Source organism: Carboxylicivirga marina, assembly GCF_016612505.1.
GTDB lineage: Bacteria > Bacteroidota > Bacteroidia > Bacteroidales > Marinilabiliaceae > Carboxylicivirga > Carboxylicivirga marina.
Map to the genome: position 1 here is coordinate 107,630 of NZ_JAENRR010000007.1, position 17,769 is coordinate 125,398.

Genomic DNA, 17,769 nt, shown 5'->3' on the forward strand with positions numbered 1-17,769 from the left:
TTGATAGTCTGGCACCTGGTTAGTGTCAGGCTCACTCGTTTTTAAATGTTTGTATCTGTTTTTGGTTGCACCAATAGCCTTGTGTGCGAAAGGTATTTTAAGCATACATTTTAAGGTAAATATTATACTATTAGATATAAGGTATGATTTTATATTTATAATATTTTGTTTCGAATGAAACCTTATTCTATAAATCGCGTCTAATCGTTCTTTATCAACAAAATAAGATGATTAATTAAGTCAATTATAGTATTCATCAAATCATACAAATACAGAACATGAAAAAAACGTTTACACTCTTTTGTTTATTGACATTTGGATTATTTGCGCATGCGCAGACCAACGCAGAAACGCTTCAGGAGTTTTTAGGAGATGTTATTTCTTTTGAAGACGTTAAGCTTGATCCTAATCGTCCAATGACAAAAATACGACAATTGGCATCGGTGCAGGCCGATACTCTTTATGTCTTAACTCCTGCCAACGCTAATGAAGTTTTTAAAACAGCTACAGTTTATCAGCATTGTATCGTTTTTACAGGTAGCCATACAATAGCGCGTGTAACTGATTTTGAAAAGACTTTAGCTTCGGGTTCATGGAAAACAAAGATGCCCTACGCCGAAGGCTTTATTCAACGTGGTGACATGTCCAAAAAGAATGATTATCTCAATAACATTATTGGTATGCCCAGCGACCAAAAAAGAGTTGTATTTCTGTTTCGATAAACAACACTTTGGGATCCACGTGAATGGCCATTCGCGTGGAGCTATTTTATTTAATGATTATCACATGTTATAACACGAATATAAACGCTACATCATTTAAATGTAGCGTTGTTCGTTAAGTGTAATCTGTTATGTGAAAGAATTTCTGCAGTAGCTGACAAATTGAAATGTGATGTATTATTTAAAGTCTATATCCTACTCCAATAGTAATGCCTGGAAAATTATTATAACTAACATCATAAAAAACCCATTGAAACTTTATACCACCATTAATGAATAGATGCTCTGATACAGAATACTCCATTTGAATGCCAATGTTTGCCAAAAGTGTAATAAGGCTATCATCGATACTTACATTATAAGCTCCCGAATATTTTGTCGGTTTTCCTGACATATACCCGTCAATGTTTTCATAAAACAGTCCGAGTCCGGCATATGGTATTAAACAAAAACTTTCGTTACTTGAAATGTTATAAGCTAAATTAACGTTGAAAGAAGCATAACTGCTGTAGTATTCATTCTGATTATTATCTTCAAACGTGCCATTATACCTTTTAAAAAAGTAGGCTGCATCAGACAATAATAAAGTATTCTTCCAACCTGGTGTTTTAAAGCCCACCCCTATTCCGTGCTTACCCGTCTTATTCAAGTGTTGATAATTTAAAGAAAATGAAGTGTTGTTCTGAGCAAAAGCCTAACACACCATTATAATATAAGCGCAGGGAAATAGTATTCTTTAATTCCTGATTAATCTATTTCGTTTTTAATATCTTCATCAACTCTTCCGGCAATGGAGTGAAGTTTAAATCAGTGGTGTCGATCACACTCTTGATTTTATCAATATTAAACTGATTGATTTCTGGTACCACCGTTTCCACATTATCCTTCCATATTAACAATTTTGGGTTTCCTCTTTTTAACTGGTCACAATTGATAAAGATATTTTTAAGGACATAGTTCTGGTTCATATTTTCATCATAAAGCAACAACTGAGGGTACTTATTAATATAGGTCATTTGATTATCGAGGTAGGTGTCAATGGTTTTTCGGGTATAGTGTTTCCAATGGTCAAAACTCCAGGGAGTGAATGACATTCCTTTATCACAGTCATAAAAAATATTGTTCCAGACAATGTTTTCTTTTCCGCCATGAATCTGTATACCTCCAAACTTACCTTTTGAGCTATTGTTAAATACATTACCGTAAATCAACACACCACTGATGGCATCATCCAGTCGCACGCCTGCCCGGCCATGTGCGGCATCAATGGCATCGTTATTCTGCGGGCCAACATTGTAAAAATGATTATAACGGATAATATTGCCCCGGTAGTTGGCGGTTCCCCACATATCAATGGCGCCTTGATCATCCGATTCGGTCACCACGGCATACATTGTATTGAATTCCACCATGTGGTCGTTGCCATTCAGGCGGATGGCACTGCTGGGTATGTTGTGCATGGTGCAGTGTGATATGCTGATGCCGACACCATCTACCCAAATACCCGGGGTGTAGGTTAAATCGATGCGCGACAAGTGGTGTATGTGGCAGTTTTTAACACTTGCGTACCCACTTTCCAATGTGCTATAAGAACCTGCGTTGAGGCGTATACCGCCGCGTCCGGTGTTCCATATTTCGCAATTTATAACACTATTGTGCTGGCCTCCATCAATTATCATCCCTTCTCTTGCTACAGAGGTAACTGCGCAATTATCAATCAGTACATTATTGCTGTTCACAATTTTAATACCTGTGTGTGCACTGTTTTTAATACTCAGATTTCTGATAATAACATTATTGCAGTTCTCTATCTCGATGAGAGGAGTTTGACAAACCGATAACTCTAAGCTCTCTATTTCATCGGGAGGAAAGAAATATATCTTCTTATTCTGATAGTCATAAGCATATTCGCCCGGCTGATCGATTTCGCGGATAACATTGACAGCAGCAAAGGGTTTGTCGCCTCTGAACAGATAGTTATTATAGGGAGGCTCTAACCATAGTATGTTATCATCAGCAGCAATGTGGCTCACTGATTCATAGGCATCAGCCCATAACCAATACCAGTAGCCATGCAGCAGGATGTTGGGTTCATCTGCCCACTCACTGATTTTTTGATTTTGAAATTTGATGCCGTATAAAGTTGTATCTCCACTCTGCTTTTTTGCAACACCTGAAAATTTAGTATACCCTTTATTGGGCCACCTGCTAAGCGACATTGGCTCATTATTGAAGATGATTTCATTTAATGCATAATTCTTGGACTGCTTACTTCCTGCAAAACCAGCCAGGCGTATCTTTTGCTGATTTATGGGCAACTTAGCTGTACTTATCTCAATGATTTTTTCACCATTCTTTGGATTTTTCCGATACAAAGGATGTTGGCGATTCAACTTTTTATAATCATCGATCACAACGCTTCCACAGATACTGGTCGACTCTTTTGATTGTCCCTGGACAATAAGTGTACCATCAAATGTTTTTAGTGTCTGATTATTAATTCGAATACCAGAATAACTACGATAAACAGGACTTGCGATATTGATGACAATAGAATCTGATGATTCGCTCAAGTGCTGGTTAATGTGCCTCAATGCCGCTTCAATAGACTGTAATGGACGGTCTTTTGTTCCGTCATTTGTGTTATCGCCTGTGTTGCTGATAAAGATGTGAGTGTTTTGAGCATGTAGTGACATTGAAAATAACATGCACAATATTAATAATATTGTCTTTTTCATTTTTCTGATTTTGTGATAACTGTTAGTAAAAGATAATCAGCGGTGTAGTGTTGTTGGTTATACTGTATTTACTAACGTAAAGGTACTATATTCAAATTATTCTAAAAAAAATCAAATTTTCGGTAGGGTAAAAATAAGTTGATGCGGTATGCCAATGTAAGAGTACTTAAAACCGATTCAAAGGAATCATCAAAATGCTCTTGAAACAGAATAAACTAATCACATAAAAATAAAAGTTATGAAGAAGGTATTATTATCATTAGCAGTTGCAGCAGCATTAGTATCGTGCGATAAGAATGACAACATAATTGACGAAATGCCCATGGCAGATGTTGATTTAAAATCAACAACCGAGTCAGTTGTAACAACCGAAGCATCTTTAGATGATGTGGCCGAAGCAGCTGAATACGAAGTTGATTTATTTACCGGAACAGATGAGGCAGTTGAACAAATAGCAGCCGAGCAAGCCGGAACAACCCTTAAAGCAGGTGGTGATGGTGAGCAAAATCAAACACGCTACCGCAACCGTTACAAGTGGGGTAAATGTCCGGATATCCACATTGTGAAAGAAGAAGGCGGATGGCCACGTACGATTACCTTAAACTATGGTGAATCAACTGAATTAGAGAATGGTCGTGTTATTGCTGGGATCATCGAAATTTATCAAACAGCACCTCGTCGTGATAATGGAGTACGAACTGTTACATACGATGAGTTTAGCGTTGATGGAGTTGCTATTGTTGGGACAAGCGTTAAAACTTTTAAGTCTGAAAGTTTAAGTGTAAATATTGTTCGTGATTTAACATTTACTCTACCGGAAGATGGAACAACTATAGACCGTGTTTCAGAACGCAATCGCATCTGGACGCAAGGTATGGAAACTCCACTTGATCACACCGATGATATTTTTGAAATCACAGGTTTTGTTCAGTGTCAAGACTCAGATAACAATGTTTACCGTCGTGATATTACTTCACCACTTATCAAAAAAGGCGGATGTCGTTGGATTGTTGCCGGAGAAGTATCATTATCTAAAAACGGTGTTGAGTTTGCAACCATTAACTATGGCGATATGGAATGCGACCGCGTTGCAACCATGACAACTGAAGAAGGTAGCAAAGAATTTAATATTGGCGAACGCAAGCGTGAAAGACGTCAGAAAGAAGAAGATACTAATGCTTAAACAACTTCCCGTTCACTCATATTGAGAGCTAACCCCGGAGTAGTAAACTTACTACTTCGGGTTTTTCAAAAAAATAATAGAAACAACGAAACATATAGGTTTACTTTTTACGTACTAACTTAGCTAACGGAAAGACAATCAATTTTATTTATTTTGAAGCGGGAAGATTTTAAAAGTTTATTTAATGAGCAATTCGATCCACTGCGTAACTACATTTATTACCGTTGTGGAGATGCTGAGCTAGCCACCGACATAGCACAAGATGTGTTTATGAAACTGTGGGAAAAGAAACTGGATAAACCGCCCAAGGAACTGATAGGCCTACTCTATAAAATGGCAAAAGATGCCTTTATCAGTAAATACAGGCGAAGCAAAACAGAACAGGAGTTTATAGCAAGGCCGCCTGATAATGCCGAGAGTCAGTCGCCCGAAGAGGAGCTTAATTACAAAGAACTGAAAAGGACTTACGAAAGAGCCCTCAAGGAAATGCCGGAGATTCAAAGAGAAGTTTTCATGATGAGCCGGGTGGAAGAACTCAAGTATCACGAGATAGCCGAACGACTCGAATTAAGCATAAAGGCAGTAGAAAAGCGGATGAAAAACGCATTGCAATTTTTAAGACAAGAACTGGCAGTACAATGAAAAAAGAAGATTTACATAACGAACAATGGACCAATGATGATGACTTAATGAAGTCGTTGCCTAAGGTTGAGCTGCCATACTCGCGTTCAAAAGCCGACGTTTGGAAGGAGATGGAGGCGATGATGGATGATTTGTCACAGACCGAAAAGGAGATGATTCAGCAACCACAAGCTAAAGTAAGAAGTTTACGTCCGGTCTTCATGTCTGTTGCGGCGCTACTAATTATATTGTTAGGTACTACAGCATTCTTTAGTTTGTATACCAAAACTGTTAATGCACAGGCCGGACAGCACCTCACAGCCTTATTACCAGATGGTTCAAGCATTGAACTTAATGCTGGCTCTGTGATTAAGTACAAACCTTTCTGGTGGCGCTTTAATCGAGAAGTACAATTTGAAGGCGAAGGCTTTTTTAAAGTACAAAAAGGTAAATCGTTTGAGGTGGTTTCATCCATGGGACGTACCATTGTATTAGGAACCAGCTTTAATATCTATGCCCGCAAAAATGAATACAAAGTAACTTGTTATACTGGTAAAGTACGTGTAGTGAGTGTAGTAAGTGGCGAGTCAACCGACATTACCCCTAATATGCTGGCCTACATCAAAGACAATGGTCGCGTTTTAAGTGAAGAGGAAGCTCAAATGAGCGAAACCATTTCGTGGTTACACGATATGTTTATTTTTACTGGTGCTGATATTGAAGATGTATTTGAAGAAGTTGAGCGTCAATATGGCGTGAGCATTAAACTAAACGAACAAATGGGATATCAATACACCGGTAATTTCTCACGTGAACGTTCGGTTGACGATGTGATGTACAAAATTTGCCGTGGCTTGGGACTCGATTTTGAGAAAACCAGTTATGGCTATAAAGTGAGTAAGTAGTTGGATGTTAGGATGTGTGATTGATGATGTACGATGTAGGAATTATTGAAAGCATTATGACTTGTAATATTTCGGATTCCCGGGTTAGAGTTAGCGATTCATCAATTATTCAAATCGACAGTATTGTCAAGTGATAGTAAATGAATAATATATGCCGACTTTCACAATGGTGTGTCAACAAAAGGCGAAGGGATTTAAAAGTAGTTTACATTCGGACTTCGAGCTTCGGACTCCGTACTAAAGGTTTTTGAGTGAAACAAGTAATCACCATTTTCATATGTATTTGGAGTTTATCCATCTCAGTAGTTAAAGCACAATCTATTGAGGTGGATTACCTGTCTAAACCCCTGAATGAAATACTGGTTGAGTGGCGCGAACAATATAATTTGCAATTTTCGTTTAATGATGCCTTGTTAGCCAACTACAAGATAAGCATCAAACAAAGCTTTAAATCTACTGATGAAGCCCTCAAAACGATTCTCAAAGGGCTACCACTTGATTTCGAGAAAAATGATGAAGTCTATATCATCTTTCCGCTTAAAAAAGAGAAGAAACCAAAGCATTATACTTTAGTTGGAAAAATTATTGAAAAGGGATCGGGTGAACCGTTGCCCTTTTCGCATATAATGGCTAATGGTCAGCAGTCTGTAACGGATATCAAGGGGGTGTTTAGCTTCAATTTTTCTGATGATAGTGTGTATCAGATAAAAGCATCGCATCTGGGATGTTATATTCTGGATACGACCCTGGTGGCAGGTAATGGTCACACGCTGGTATTGAATCCCTCAGCCGTTGGAATTAAAGAAGTGGTGGTCACCAATAATATTGTTGAAAAAGCAACGCAGATAGGAGAGGAGTCGGGTCTGACGAGTTTAAACCATCACATTGCTAATTACCTGCCGGGTAACGGCGATAACTCAGTGTTTAACCTGTTACGATTACAACCCGGTATTCTGGCAGCGGGAGAACAACCTAATGACCTAATCATCTGGGGAGGCCCTGAAGGAACTAGCCGCGTTACTTTTGATGGCTTCACCATTTGGGGTTTAAAAAATTTTAATGATAACATTAGCGCGGTTAACCCATACATGGCCAAAAATATAGAGGTTCATAAAGGTGGCTACGGGGCTTCGAACGATGACGTGGTAGGTGGCATTGTTCGAATAACAGGTAAAAATGGTAGTACCATTAAGCCCGGTGTTAATCTCTTTCTTAACAACCAGACTTTAAATGGCATGGTTGAATTGCCAATGAATAAGAAATCATCTCTAATGTTGGCTTTCAGACAGACCTATTATAATTTGTTTGGTTCGGAAGATATTGAATACCCCAATAACATGATGATAGGAAGCGATAATATCACCGAAACGCCAGCGTATGATTTTCGCGATTTTAATGTGAAGTATTCGTTGCAGGGCGACAATGGAGATTTGTTTTATATGAGCATGTTGTATGGTGCCGATAATTTTGAATTAGATGTTGACCGCCAGTTTAAGCGCGAAAATAAACAAGGACAAGAAGTAGATACTAATGTTAACCATGAACAGGAGGAAGATAATAAACAGATTGGCAGCACAGTATTTTATGGTAAAACATGGTCGAATGGCCATTCTTCATCTCTGAAAGCGAGCTATTCGGCTCTCAAATCTAATTACTCCTTAAGGCGTGAAGACAGTTCTGCGAGAAGGAATGTTAACCTTGTAAAGAGGGATGATAATGCCCAAAATGATGTGAGTGAAGTAAGTGTTAATTGGGAAAATAACTTACTGGCCGGAGAAAAACAGACGATAACAGTTGGTTTGGAGTGGATAAACAACGATTTAGTATTGACTGAAGATTCTTTTGGTATTGAATATATCAACCTGTCGGAGCGGGCTAATCGATTAGCTCTGTATGTACAGGATCGATTCCGAATAAATCAGCGTTTAAGCTTAACGGCTGGTCTACGATATAACCATTCATTTTTTGTTAATAAAGTTTATTTCGATCCTCGCCTTAGTTTGTCATTCAGAGCATCTGGTAACATTAAATTGAATGCCTCATGGGGGCGATATCATCAATTCGTGGTCAAGAGTTCGATTGATGATGAAGATGGTAATTATCTTTATACATGGACATTAGCGGATAATGATGAAGTGCCTGTGTTGAGCTCAACCCATTATGTACTCGGAGGAGCGTATACGCGGCAGAAGTTCTTATTTAGCATTGATACCTATTTTAAAGAGAATGATGGTTTGACCCGATTTATTCGTTACCGTCAAAACGATTTTATTTTTTATGGAGACAGCCGTTCGTATGGGGTCGATCTTTATGTCAAGCAGGATTTTAAAGGACATTCCATTTGGGCATCCTATTCTTTAGGCAAAACAGAAGAGCATTTCTCTTATTTCGAGGAGGATGGATACCGTCGTTCAAGCCAGGATCAGCGACATGAGGTGAAGGTGGCCGGATTATTTAATATTGGATCTTTCCACCTTTCAGCCAGTTATATTTATGGTTCAGGATTTCCCTTTTTTAAATCTTTTCAGGATTATGTCAACCAGCGATATACTGAGCCAAATTATAACCGCCTGGATGCTTCGTTGGTGTATCGTTTGTCATCTCAAAAATTTAGCGGTGAAGTCGGGATCTCAGTACTGAATGTAACCGATGTCTACAATATTAAATACAATCAATTTAGTCGCATTCCTAAGGATCAAACTAACTCGGTCTTTATTAATTCAGAAGCAGTACCTTTTACCCCTCTTTTGTATCTTAAATTATCTTTTTAAACGATCAGAATAGTTTTCACTGCCTAATTTTTCTAATAAATGAGTATAATTGTAACTCTTTGGTTACAAAATCGTAATCAAATGCAGCTATCTGAATTGGAGTTTTATTAACTACATTCACATACAATTTATTTACTCAAACTATTAATGACATGAAAAAAATTCTAGTAGTATTAGCAGTGGCAGCCATGGTGGTTTCATCATGTGGTATGAAAACAAATGCACAAGGCGAAGATGCCAAAGAAAAAACTGCTGTAGAAGCAACAACTGAAGTGCCTGCTGAAAAAGCTTGTTGCCCAAAAGATGCTGCACAAGCCGAAGCTTGTTGCGATAAGGATAGCACTGAATGCACAGATGCTGAGAAAAAAGCTTGTTGTGATAAAGATAAGACTGCTGATGCTGCAAAAGCTGACTGCGAAGAGAAGTGTGACGAAGCTTGTAAGAAAGAGTGTGAGAAGAAAGAAGAGGCTTAATACGCTTTTTTAGGAAATCATCTCATTTATGATATGAAAATAAAGGCTGTCCAAATCGGACAGCCTTTTGTTTTATTCAAATGCCCACTCAATATAAATCGACTTTTGAATTTGGTGCTCTTTGGGGTTGAGTTCGACGCCTGAAAAGCTTTTGGCTTGTCTGGTAATTGGTGGTGTATCAAACTCAGTGTCCATTAACATATCAACCGGTTCATAGAAAGACGCTGACGAACCATACTTTATAGTTGCTATACCAGCAATCTTCAGGTTTGCTGCCAAGGCAATTGTTTCAGCCTTTTCTTGAGCGTCGGTCACAGCTAATTCAATAGCTTTCTTTCTAAGTTTTGTTTTTTGCTCATCGCTAAAGCCAAAACCGATACGGTAATTAATATCCAGGTTTTCCTGATCGAGGCTTTTTAACAATGATTCCGAGAATTTCTGGGTGAATTGTCCCTTTACTTCCAAAGAAATGTTAGAGACATAGCCCGTTTTAACTCGTTTGTTATGACGATATTCATAACTTTCATTCACACTGATGCTTTTTGATTTTATCAGCTTTGGATCTATTCCGTTCTTTTTAAACGTCTTTTTCAAAGCATTCAGTGATTTCATCGATTGATTAAAACATGCCTGATACAGGCTATCCTTAATGCTCAAATCGACCGATACGATAATCTCTTCAGGCACTTCTCTAATGCGGGCAATGCCTTCAACTTTGATGTGTTTTGTCGTTTGTGCCGATAGAGTCAAACTAATAAATAATAAGAAAAGGCTAATGTAGGTTGAACGTTTCATATTGTTTATTTTAAGTTAATAATCGTTTAATATTAAGATGTTTAAAGCGCATTTCACTCCTAAATTATTCTATCACCAAGTTACGGTTTTTAGGATATTTGACTGAATAGCGTATTTGTAATTTCTTTTCTTCTGAGGGTTTCATATTAAGTTGCCAGTTAACTTCACCCGTTTCTTTATTGTATTTTCCTTTGCTAAGTTCTTCAATTTTAACCTCTATTTCTTCGAGTGTCGAAATTGGTATTTGGTCGAGTACCATCATATTAATAGATTCACTTTTATTATTTCTGATAATGGTTTCCCAGACTCTTAACTCTTGCTTTTTAGTGCCAATGTATTGTTTCGTTGTAAAGTCCTTTGCTTTTTCACGGGTAACCTGTACTTGCTTGTCTCTGCCTAATGAGATATCAAGGGTGTCGCTGGCAAATCGCACATCAAGTAAGGTTTTTCCAATGTATGTGTCTTCAAAAAAGATATTAGCTTCACCTTCCAGTAAATTATATTGCTCCCAATCGGTTATTTGTGCTATCAAAAAGGCATCACGATCCAGTTTAGGTACGCAGTAATACTGATACGACGATTGTAATTCATAGGCATCCATATCAACCGTATAGTTTTTGTTATCAGCCGGAATGGAATAGGCTTGCTTTATTTTAAAATCAAGCGTTGTTTGATTACGAATTTGTTGCGTTGGTACTGCCAGACTGTTAGTTCCTCTAATGCGTATTGGTTTCTCTTTTTTTGCTCTACTCGAAACGCCCGCTACTTTTCCTTGTAGGGCTTTAGAGTAATCACTACCGCTTCCGTATCCCACTACCACAACTTCATCTAAAGCAAGCTGACTGGGTGTTAATTTTACATTCATATTCTGACTGGTAATAGGCAGTGTTTTTGTATCAAATCCTATAAATGAGTAATCAAGATAATCGACTTTGTTGGGTATTGTAAGCGAATAAAAACCATCGGCATTACTAACTGTTCCAATTGTTGTTCCCTTGACAACCACGTTAGCTCCTGGCAGAGATTGATTGTTATCATCGAAAATACGGCCACTTACTTCATTTATAGCTTTTTTATAGCTCGGAGGCAAAAGGTTATAATCCAGGTAATAGGTTTGTAACTGTGGAGCCACACCCGACGCTTTTGGGTCTGATGATGAAAAGGTGAGTTTAACATTTTTCCAATCGACCTTTGTGTCCTGGCGTACATTAGCTTTGTAAATTAACTGAACTGGTTCATTCACATTTTTAGCTCTGATATCGTACGATGGAAACCAGCCTGCATTATTGACCAAATATGATAGAACGAAGCGTGCTTTACCTGCTTGTTTAACATCTACTTTAACCAATACTTCACCACTCGGAAACTCTTTAACACCAAACAGGGCGCTAATTTGCTGCTGAAGGTTTTGTATTTCTTTTTTCAAATGTTCTATCTTTTTATTGTGGTCAATCTCTTTCAATTTAAGTTCAGTCAGTCTTTTGCCATAATAATCTGATGTTTGCTGAAGATTTGTAAGATCAATGGCATTATTACCAGCAATGTTTCGATTGGTTCTTAAGAACTCTAATTCTTCTTTTATAATAGCAAGGTAAGTTTGTTGCAACTGCTGTTCTTCATTAAGTTGCTTTTGCTGTTCTTTTAAAGCATTTAGTTCATCCGATTGCTTGACCTGATTAAGGTAATTTTGCTGATGATTAACGGATAAAACTATTAAATCGCCATTGGCCTTCACCTGTATGCTTTTAGTATCAACAAATGGGGATAGTTTTGTAAACTTTAGAGTTTGTACGCCTTTGCTTAGCTCAATGGTTGTTTGACGCGATACCTGCGCTCCTTTCAAAAAAACGGTTACTTCGTTGACACTTGAAGTGATTTCCTTTTCAAAAGTAGTATTAGCAAATATGGTTTCGACTAGTAGGCATAAAAGAATGAGGTTTAGTAATTTCATAGCTCTGTCTGTTTAATTTATAAATCGTATTTTGCTTTAAGGATGCACCTGTTGATGTTATTCCATAAAACGATTGAATATTTTTTTTGACAGCTAACTTATAATGCAGTAAATTGAAAGTTTATATGTGTCTGGTTAATTGTTTGTAAAGACGGTTTACATGCTGCTAATTGAAAAAAATAGTCATAGACTACTTGGAAATTGACATCATTCTATTGCAAGAATTAAGGCAATTTTTATTAGCTATTTGATTTGCAAATAAATAGAGTTTGCTATTTAGACAGGATAATTACAAATAATTCACTACTATTGCAGTTAAGTTTAATTTAAAATGAAAAATTACTAATGGCGAAATCGCAACAAACATTTGGCAAGAAGGAAAAAGAGAAGAAACGTTTACAAAAACGTAAAGAAAAACAGCAGAAGCTTGAGGAAAGAAAAGCTAATCCAAAGAGTTCATCGCTTGATGATATGATTGCCTATGTTGACGAGTTTGGAAATATTTCAACAACACCCCCAGATCCAACCAAAAAGAGGGAAAAAATTGATGCCGAGAGTATCGAGATTAGTATTCCTAAAAAAGAGGATGTAGAAGAAGATCCAATTAAAAAAGGACGAGTTGACTTTTTTGATAGTTCGAAAGGTTTCGGATTTATTATTGAGCAAGATACAAAAGAGCGTTTCTTTGTTCACGTTAATGGATTATTAGAAGAAATAGTTGAAGGTAACCTGGTAAGTTTTGAATTAGAGCAAGGCTTAAAAGGGCTAAATGCCGTTCGCGTTAAGAAGATTTAATCTTTTAGATACAATGATATAAAATGAACCACGCATAATTATTATGCGTGGTTTTTTTGTCGATTATCAATAGCGTCCTAAACGATTTTATTCAAGGCTCTAAGCATCATGTTACGAAACGGCCTCAGCCGGTAAACCAAAAAACAAGTTTGATTTGACGGTTAAGAATCGATTTCTGTTTGCGACTTTTTGAGGGGAGAGAAAAGTTGAGTTTAATCGATTTCAGTCAATCAAACGTAGCTTTTTTGAGTGAAGCGGGTGTAGCCTTGAATTTCTTTGCTTGCGTTTCTTGCTTCAAGGCAAGAAATGAAGTCGGGTTTGGGCTGAAAGCCCAATTGGTAAAAATAATTAGGACAATATTGGTCGATTATTATAAACTACGATCATCGAACTATTAGATATTTTCATCAAATAATAGCGATAAAAATCGCTATGTGTTCTTGCCCCTTTGGAAACTCGTTAATTATAATTAGTTTAGGTTAACAATGATAACCCGAACTAATCCATGAAAAAAATTAAGAGAGCATTTAAACGCAATACACATTCATACTGCTTTAAACAACTAGCCGGGCTTGGCCGGGCATTAAATCGTCTTTACGAGAATCGTAATCATGACATCTACAGTAATGGAGAACTAATCATTCATAAGAAATTGGCTGCCTTTAAACCTAAAGTGATTATCGATGGAGGTGCTAATGTTGGTAATTATAGTAAAATGCTAAATCGGTTTCATGCAGATTGCACGATTTATGCTTTTGAACCAGTGAAGAGCACCTTTGATACTTTAGTTGCCAATGTTAAAGACATCAACAGTGTGGTTGCTGTTAACAAAGGACTGTTTGTTAATAATTGTCAGAAAGAAATTCACCTTTTTGATTCAAGTACACACTCCTCATTATTTGAATTAAAAGGTGGCAAAAAAGTCTCCAATGAAACGCAAACTATAGAGTTGATTAGTGGCGATAGTTTTGCGATTGAGAATAAACTGGATCAAATTGATTTTATTAAACTGGATCTTGAAGGCGCCGAATATGATGCCATTAGAGGATTTGAAAATTTATTAAAGAGTAAAAGCATCAAAGCCATACAGTTTGAATATGGCTATATTAATATTACCACCAAAAAATTACTGATCGACTATTATGAACTTCTAAATGCCTACGGTTATAAGGTGGGAAAGATATTTCCTAAAACTGTAGAATTCAGGAAGTATGATTTTAAATATGAAGATTTTCTTGGTCCAAATTTTATTGCTGTTAATGAAGATGAAACAGAATTAATACATGTATTGGAAAATCGCTAATACGTCAACCATTTTTCATTAACTTTATTAGAATTAGCTAATGTGAGTTCGCACTAATTGAACGATGACTATTTACACTCCAAACTAACCTCCATGCGGTATTAACTGTGCTCAACGCCCCAATTACAAACGCCCTAAAAACAAATGTGCGGGTTTTGAAGCTGGTTGTAAGGGACGTAAATGCAAAAGCATTTATGTTTGTTGCGTCGAAAAACGTGGTTTGAGATATTGCCATCAGTGCCCCGTTTATCCGTGCAGCCGATATAAACAATTTGCTGCAAGCTGGTTAAAATACGGTCAAGATTTATATCAAAACCAGGAAAATATCAAGAAGCAACTTAAAGCTTCTTCGCCACAATAATATCGCGCTTTATCGATTTATCAACCATGTGCTCGAAGCCGTCGTAAGGGGCTTTAGTCAATACTTTTAAGCCGTGTTCCTTAAATATGTCAGCTAGTTTTTGCTTTGGTGCCACAAAACTGTTCCATGCCAGTACAATAGTGCCGCCCTTTTTTAATACGGCTTTCCAGGCAGGCAGGCAAGAGGCAATTAATTCAGATGGATCGCGCGTGCCTGTGGTGGCTTTATTAGCCCCTGTATTGCCATGGGCAATGCCATAGGGTAAATCACCTACAATTAGATTAATGCTATTCTTTTTAAAGTATTTATCGGCATCTTGCGAGTTACCGTTAATCAAGCCCAATTGTTTACGGTCTTCTTTGTTTTTAAAGGCTTCTTTACTGTTGGCATACTCAAACTCATGCATGTAGATAGCATCCTTCTTACTTTTACCATGTACCATGCGCTTATCGGCAGTGAATTTATAGCGCTCGTTTTGTAAGTATTTTTTAAAGAAGATTTGATTCTCGTGTACCGACTTATTCTCAATCTCAACACCAAATGCGTTAAATCCATAGACGGTAGCTTCATTCAGTGTAGTACCTCGTCCGGCTACAGGGTCGAGAAGGCTGATTGTATCATCGTAAGTGAAATCGCTGGCCAGTAGTGCAACATTCACCATCATTTTGGTGAATAACTCGTTGGTTTTGCCCGCGTATTTCTGAATAGTACTGATTTTGCTGTCAATGTATTGGAAGTTGGCCATTGGAATAGGCGCCAAACCATCATCGGCATGCAGGCCAAACTGGTTAAAAATGGCGAACACAAACGATAGGCGCGATAAGATGGCAATGTCTTCAGTGCTTAACTCATCGTCTAATGTTATAGTGATATAGCGCACCCCACACACATCTTCAAAATCAATTTTCTGACATTTTACACTTAATCGTTTGGCAGCAATGCTCAACTCCGAAACAGCCAATTGAGCCGCTACGTTATAATACACGCGGTTGTGCCCCGGGTATTGCAGAATCAAATACTTCATCATGGGGCAAAGATAGGGATAAATAGTCAGTAGCGAATAGTCAGTAGAATGGGAGTTGGCAGTCGAATTGATTGCGTATGCAGCCTATAATTTTTGTACCGTGCTATTCAATACTCCACTTAGCTTGTCCCAACTCAGACGGGAGGGAGCTGTCTGAACGACTGAGAGGGAACAGAATTTCAGTACCAGGGCGAATAAACTAAATGAACGTGACTATTTACTGAGTTAGTAAGGATTCTTCCTGATTATCGTATTCCAGCAAGGGCATGAAATAGTCTTCCAGCTTACTGTCTTTCGATAGGTTTAACTTTTCACGCACACGCGATTTCGCTTTTCTTACTGTAGATGATTGTACACTTTGTATCTGGCAAATGGCCTCAGTTGACATACCCAAGGCAAACATGAGCGCATAGCGGGCATCAGCTTTGGTGAGTTGAGGGTATTCATTTAGTATAGCCTGATATGATTCTTGGTAACACAAATCGAAATTTTCCGACAGTGTTAATTTGTTTTTTTTGTGGTTTGATATTGATTCATCTGCTATGCCTATTCGTTTTTGCATACGCAGCTTTTCATTAATACCAACCACCAGGTTGTGTAAGTCCTTGTTCTTAGCCTTTATTTGTAATTGACGTTTCTTATTTCTATTGATGAAATAATAGGCCACCATTGTAACAAATAGTAAACCTATAATAGCTGCCATTATGAGCATGGATCGCTGTGATTTAAGGGATGCATTATCCTCTTTAAGTGCATCGACTTCTGCGTTAATATTAAGTATGTGAGTTAAGCGCTTTTTTTGTTCCGCTTCTTTTAATTTTTGGTATTTTACAGCAGCTGTCAAGTGCAGGAAGGCCGCTTGATAATCCTTTTTTATGGTATCAATCCTACTGAGCAATTTATATGGATAGTATTTATTGGAATGCAGTTTATATTTATCGTATGAATCAATTGACTGATAAATCAACTTTTCCGCTTCATCGTAGTCTTTCTTTTTATAAAAAAGTGCCCCTTTAAATTGTAGGAGACTTGGTAAAAGTGAATTATTTATATTTTTTGAGAAAACTAACTCAAGTGCTTCATCAACATAGTATTCAGCAGAATCATATTGACGTTGTTTGTAATAGTTATGTGCTAATCCTTTGTATATATTAATAGCTTCTCTATTAAGATTAAGTTGTAAATATTCATTTCCGATACCATCAAGTTTTTTAAAGGTTTCTGGCTTGCCTTGATTCATTAATGACAAATAGGATTTCTCTGCAAACAGTTGTTGAGCATAGGACCCGTTTTCCTTTAGTTGTTGAACGCCTTTTTCTAGTGTGCTGGAGAAATCATTTTTCTTATAATTATTGCATCTTGCAATGCCTATGTTAGCATAACCTGTGTAAATGGTTGATTGATCTTCCAATAAATCAACACACTTATAATAGTTAATAATAGCTTGATCCCAATTACCTATATCCTCAGATATGAATCCTATTAATAACTGACATTTCGCTTGTCCGCTTAAATTGTATTGTTTGCCATATCTCGGCAGAATATCCTTAATAACAACTAATGCCGAATCATAGTCATTTTTCCGGTATAACTGGAGTGCTTTTATATAAGCAATGTCTTCAGCATATTTTTCGATAACGCTTTGTGATGTTGATTCATTGAAGTGTTCTAATTCTTTTTCAGCCGTATCAGGGTAATGAATAACAAGCTGTTCAATTTTATTTAACTGTTCTTCAACCGACAGTTGTGCCGAGGTAAGTACAGGGCAACTTAACAATATCAGGATATATAGAATGACATTATATTCATAACACTTTCAATGTGATAGTAGGTATACGTTAGTTGTTGCTAAGCTAATCAAATCATAAAGATTATTGTATGCAGGGATTAAAATTTTCGTAACAATCTTTTATATCCGACTACCGTTATTATTTATTCGCAACAATCTTAAAGCACAGAATTATTGTACTATACAAAATGCCGCACTAATTGCCACACTGTTCTTTAGTATTTATTTAGGAGGAATATTTGTTTTGTAGTCGTGTGGTTTACCAATGCAACTTAATCAGGATAAAGATTTATAATTCCCCGATTCAAAACCTGCCTAACCCTTTTTTATTTGTTTGC

At 37.2% G+C, this 17,769-nt stretch carries 14 protein-coding genes; 8 read left to right on the top strand and 6 right to left on the bottom strand.

Going from position 1 to position 17,769, the window contains the following annotated elements; translation table 11 throughout:
• Positions 1-278 precede the first annotated feature (278 nt).
• Entirely contained in the window at positions 279-722 is a 444-nt protein-coding gene (locus JIV24_RS04650) for a hypothetical protein (protein WP_200463849.1), read from the top strand.
• A 181-nt stretch (positions 723-903) separates the two neighbouring features.
• Here the strand turns inward: JIV24_RS04650 and JIV24_RS04655 are convergent, their stop codons facing one another.
• Together JIV24_RS04655 and JIV24_RS04660 are read right to left on the bottom strand one after the other, a co-directional pair.
• The gene (locus tag JIV24_RS04655; protein ID WP_200463850.1) at positions 904-1,371 is read right to left on the bottom strand and encodes a hypothetical protein; all 468 of its coding nucleotides are present in this window, start codon (positions 1,369-1,371) and stop codon (positions 904-906) included.
• Positions 1,372-1,474: 103 nt separating this feature from the next.
• Positions 1,475-3,460 carry a right-handed parallel beta-helix repeat-containing protein gene (locus JIV24_RS04660; RefSeq protein ID WP_200463851.1) on the bottom strand — a complete coding sequence of 662 codons (1,986 nt, stop codon included), beginning with the start codon at positions 3,458-3,460 and terminating at the stop codon, positions 1,475-1,477.
• 238 nt (positions 3,461-3,698) lie between these two features.
• Here JIV24_RS04660 and JIV24_RS04665 point away from each other — a divergent pair, with 238 nt between their 5' ends.
• The 5 genes from JIV24_RS04665 (at position 3,699) to JIV24_RS04685 (ending at position 9,413) form a co-directional block, all read left to right on the top strand.
• Positions 3,699-4,643, top strand: a complete 945-nt coding sequence (locus JIV24_RS04665) for a hypothetical protein (RefSeq protein ID WP_200463852.1) — start codon at positions 3,699-3,701, stop codon at positions 4,641-4,643.
• Between the two features lie 153 nt (positions 4,644-4,796).
• Positions 4,797-5,285, top strand: coding sequence for an RNA polymerase sigma-70 factor (locus JIV24_RS04670; RefSeq protein WP_200463853.1), 489 nt, complete (start codon positions 4,797-4,799; stop codon positions 5,283-5,285).
• Positions 5,282-6,169 (top strand): FecR family protein, encoded by an 888-nt coding sequence (locus tag JIV24_RS04675; RefSeq protein WP_200463854.1) that lies wholly within the window; start codon positions 5,282-5,284, stop codon positions 6,167-6,169. The genes JIV24_RS04670 and JIV24_RS04675 overlap by 4 nt, the downstream gene beginning before the upstream one ends.
• 251 nt (positions 6,170-6,420) lie before the next feature.
• Positions 6,421-8,940 carry a TonB-dependent receptor domain-containing protein gene (locus JIV24_RS22755; RefSeq protein ID WP_289047970.1) on the top strand — a complete coding sequence of 840 codons (2,520 nt, stop codon included), beginning with the start codon at positions 6,421-6,423 and terminating at the stop codon, positions 8,938-8,940.
• A 152-nt stretch (positions 8,941-9,092) separates the two neighbouring features.
• Positions 9,093-9,413, top strand: a complete 321-nt coding sequence (locus JIV24_RS04685; protein ID WP_200463855.1) for a hypothetical protein — start codon at positions 9,093-9,095, stop codon at positions 9,411-9,413.
• Between the two features lie 72 nt (positions 9,414-9,485).
• On the opposite strand, the gene JIV24_RS04690 is transcribed toward JIV24_RS04685, so the two are convergent.
• On the bottom strand, positions 9,486-10,208 hold the full coding sequence (locus JIV24_RS04690; protein WP_200463856.1) for an SIMPL domain-containing protein: 723 nt from the start codon (positions 10,206-10,208) through the stop codon (positions 9,486-9,488).
• Positions 10,209-10,272: 64 nt separating this feature from the next.
• On the bottom strand, positions 10,273-12,159 hold the full coding sequence (locus JIV24_RS04695; RefSeq protein ID WP_200463857.1) for a DUF4139 domain-containing protein: 1,887 nt from the start codon (positions 12,157-12,159) through the stop codon (positions 10,273-10,275).
• A gap of 345 nt (positions 12,160-12,504) precedes the next feature.
• Here JIV24_RS04695 and JIV24_RS04700 point away from each other — a divergent pair, with 345 nt between their 5' ends.
• Together JIV24_RS04700 and JIV24_RS04705 are read left to right on the top strand one after the other, a co-directional pair.
• Positions 12,505-12,954 (top strand): cold-shock protein, encoded by a 450-nt coding sequence (locus tag JIV24_RS04700; RefSeq protein ID WP_200463858.1) that lies wholly within the window; start codon positions 12,505-12,507, stop codon positions 12,952-12,954.
• 505 nt (positions 12,955-13,459) lie between these two features.
• On the top strand, positions 13,460-14,257 hold the full coding sequence (locus tag JIV24_RS04705; protein ID WP_200463859.1) for an FkbM family methyltransferase: 798 nt from the start codon (positions 13,460-13,462) through the stop codon (positions 14,255-14,257).
• A 338-nt stretch (positions 14,258-14,595) separates the two neighbouring features.
• Here JIV24_RS04705 and JIV24_RS04710 read toward each other — a convergent pair whose 3' ends face one another.
• Both JIV24_RS04710 and JIV24_RS04715 read right to left on the bottom strand, forming a co-directional pair.
• On the bottom strand, positions 14,596-15,645 hold the full coding sequence (locus tag JIV24_RS04710) for a TRM11 family SAM-dependent methyltransferase (protein WP_200463860.1): 1,050 nt from the start codon (positions 15,643-15,645) through the stop codon (positions 14,596-14,598).
• A 214-nt stretch (positions 15,646-15,859) separates the two neighbouring features.
• Positions 15,860-17,419: a tetratricopeptide repeat protein gene (locus tag JIV24_RS04715; protein WP_200463861.1), complete on the bottom strand. Its 1,560-nt coding sequence runs from the start codon at positions 17,417-17,419 to the stop codon at positions 15,860-15,862.
• Between the last annotated feature and the right edge of the window lie 350 nt (positions 17,420-17,769).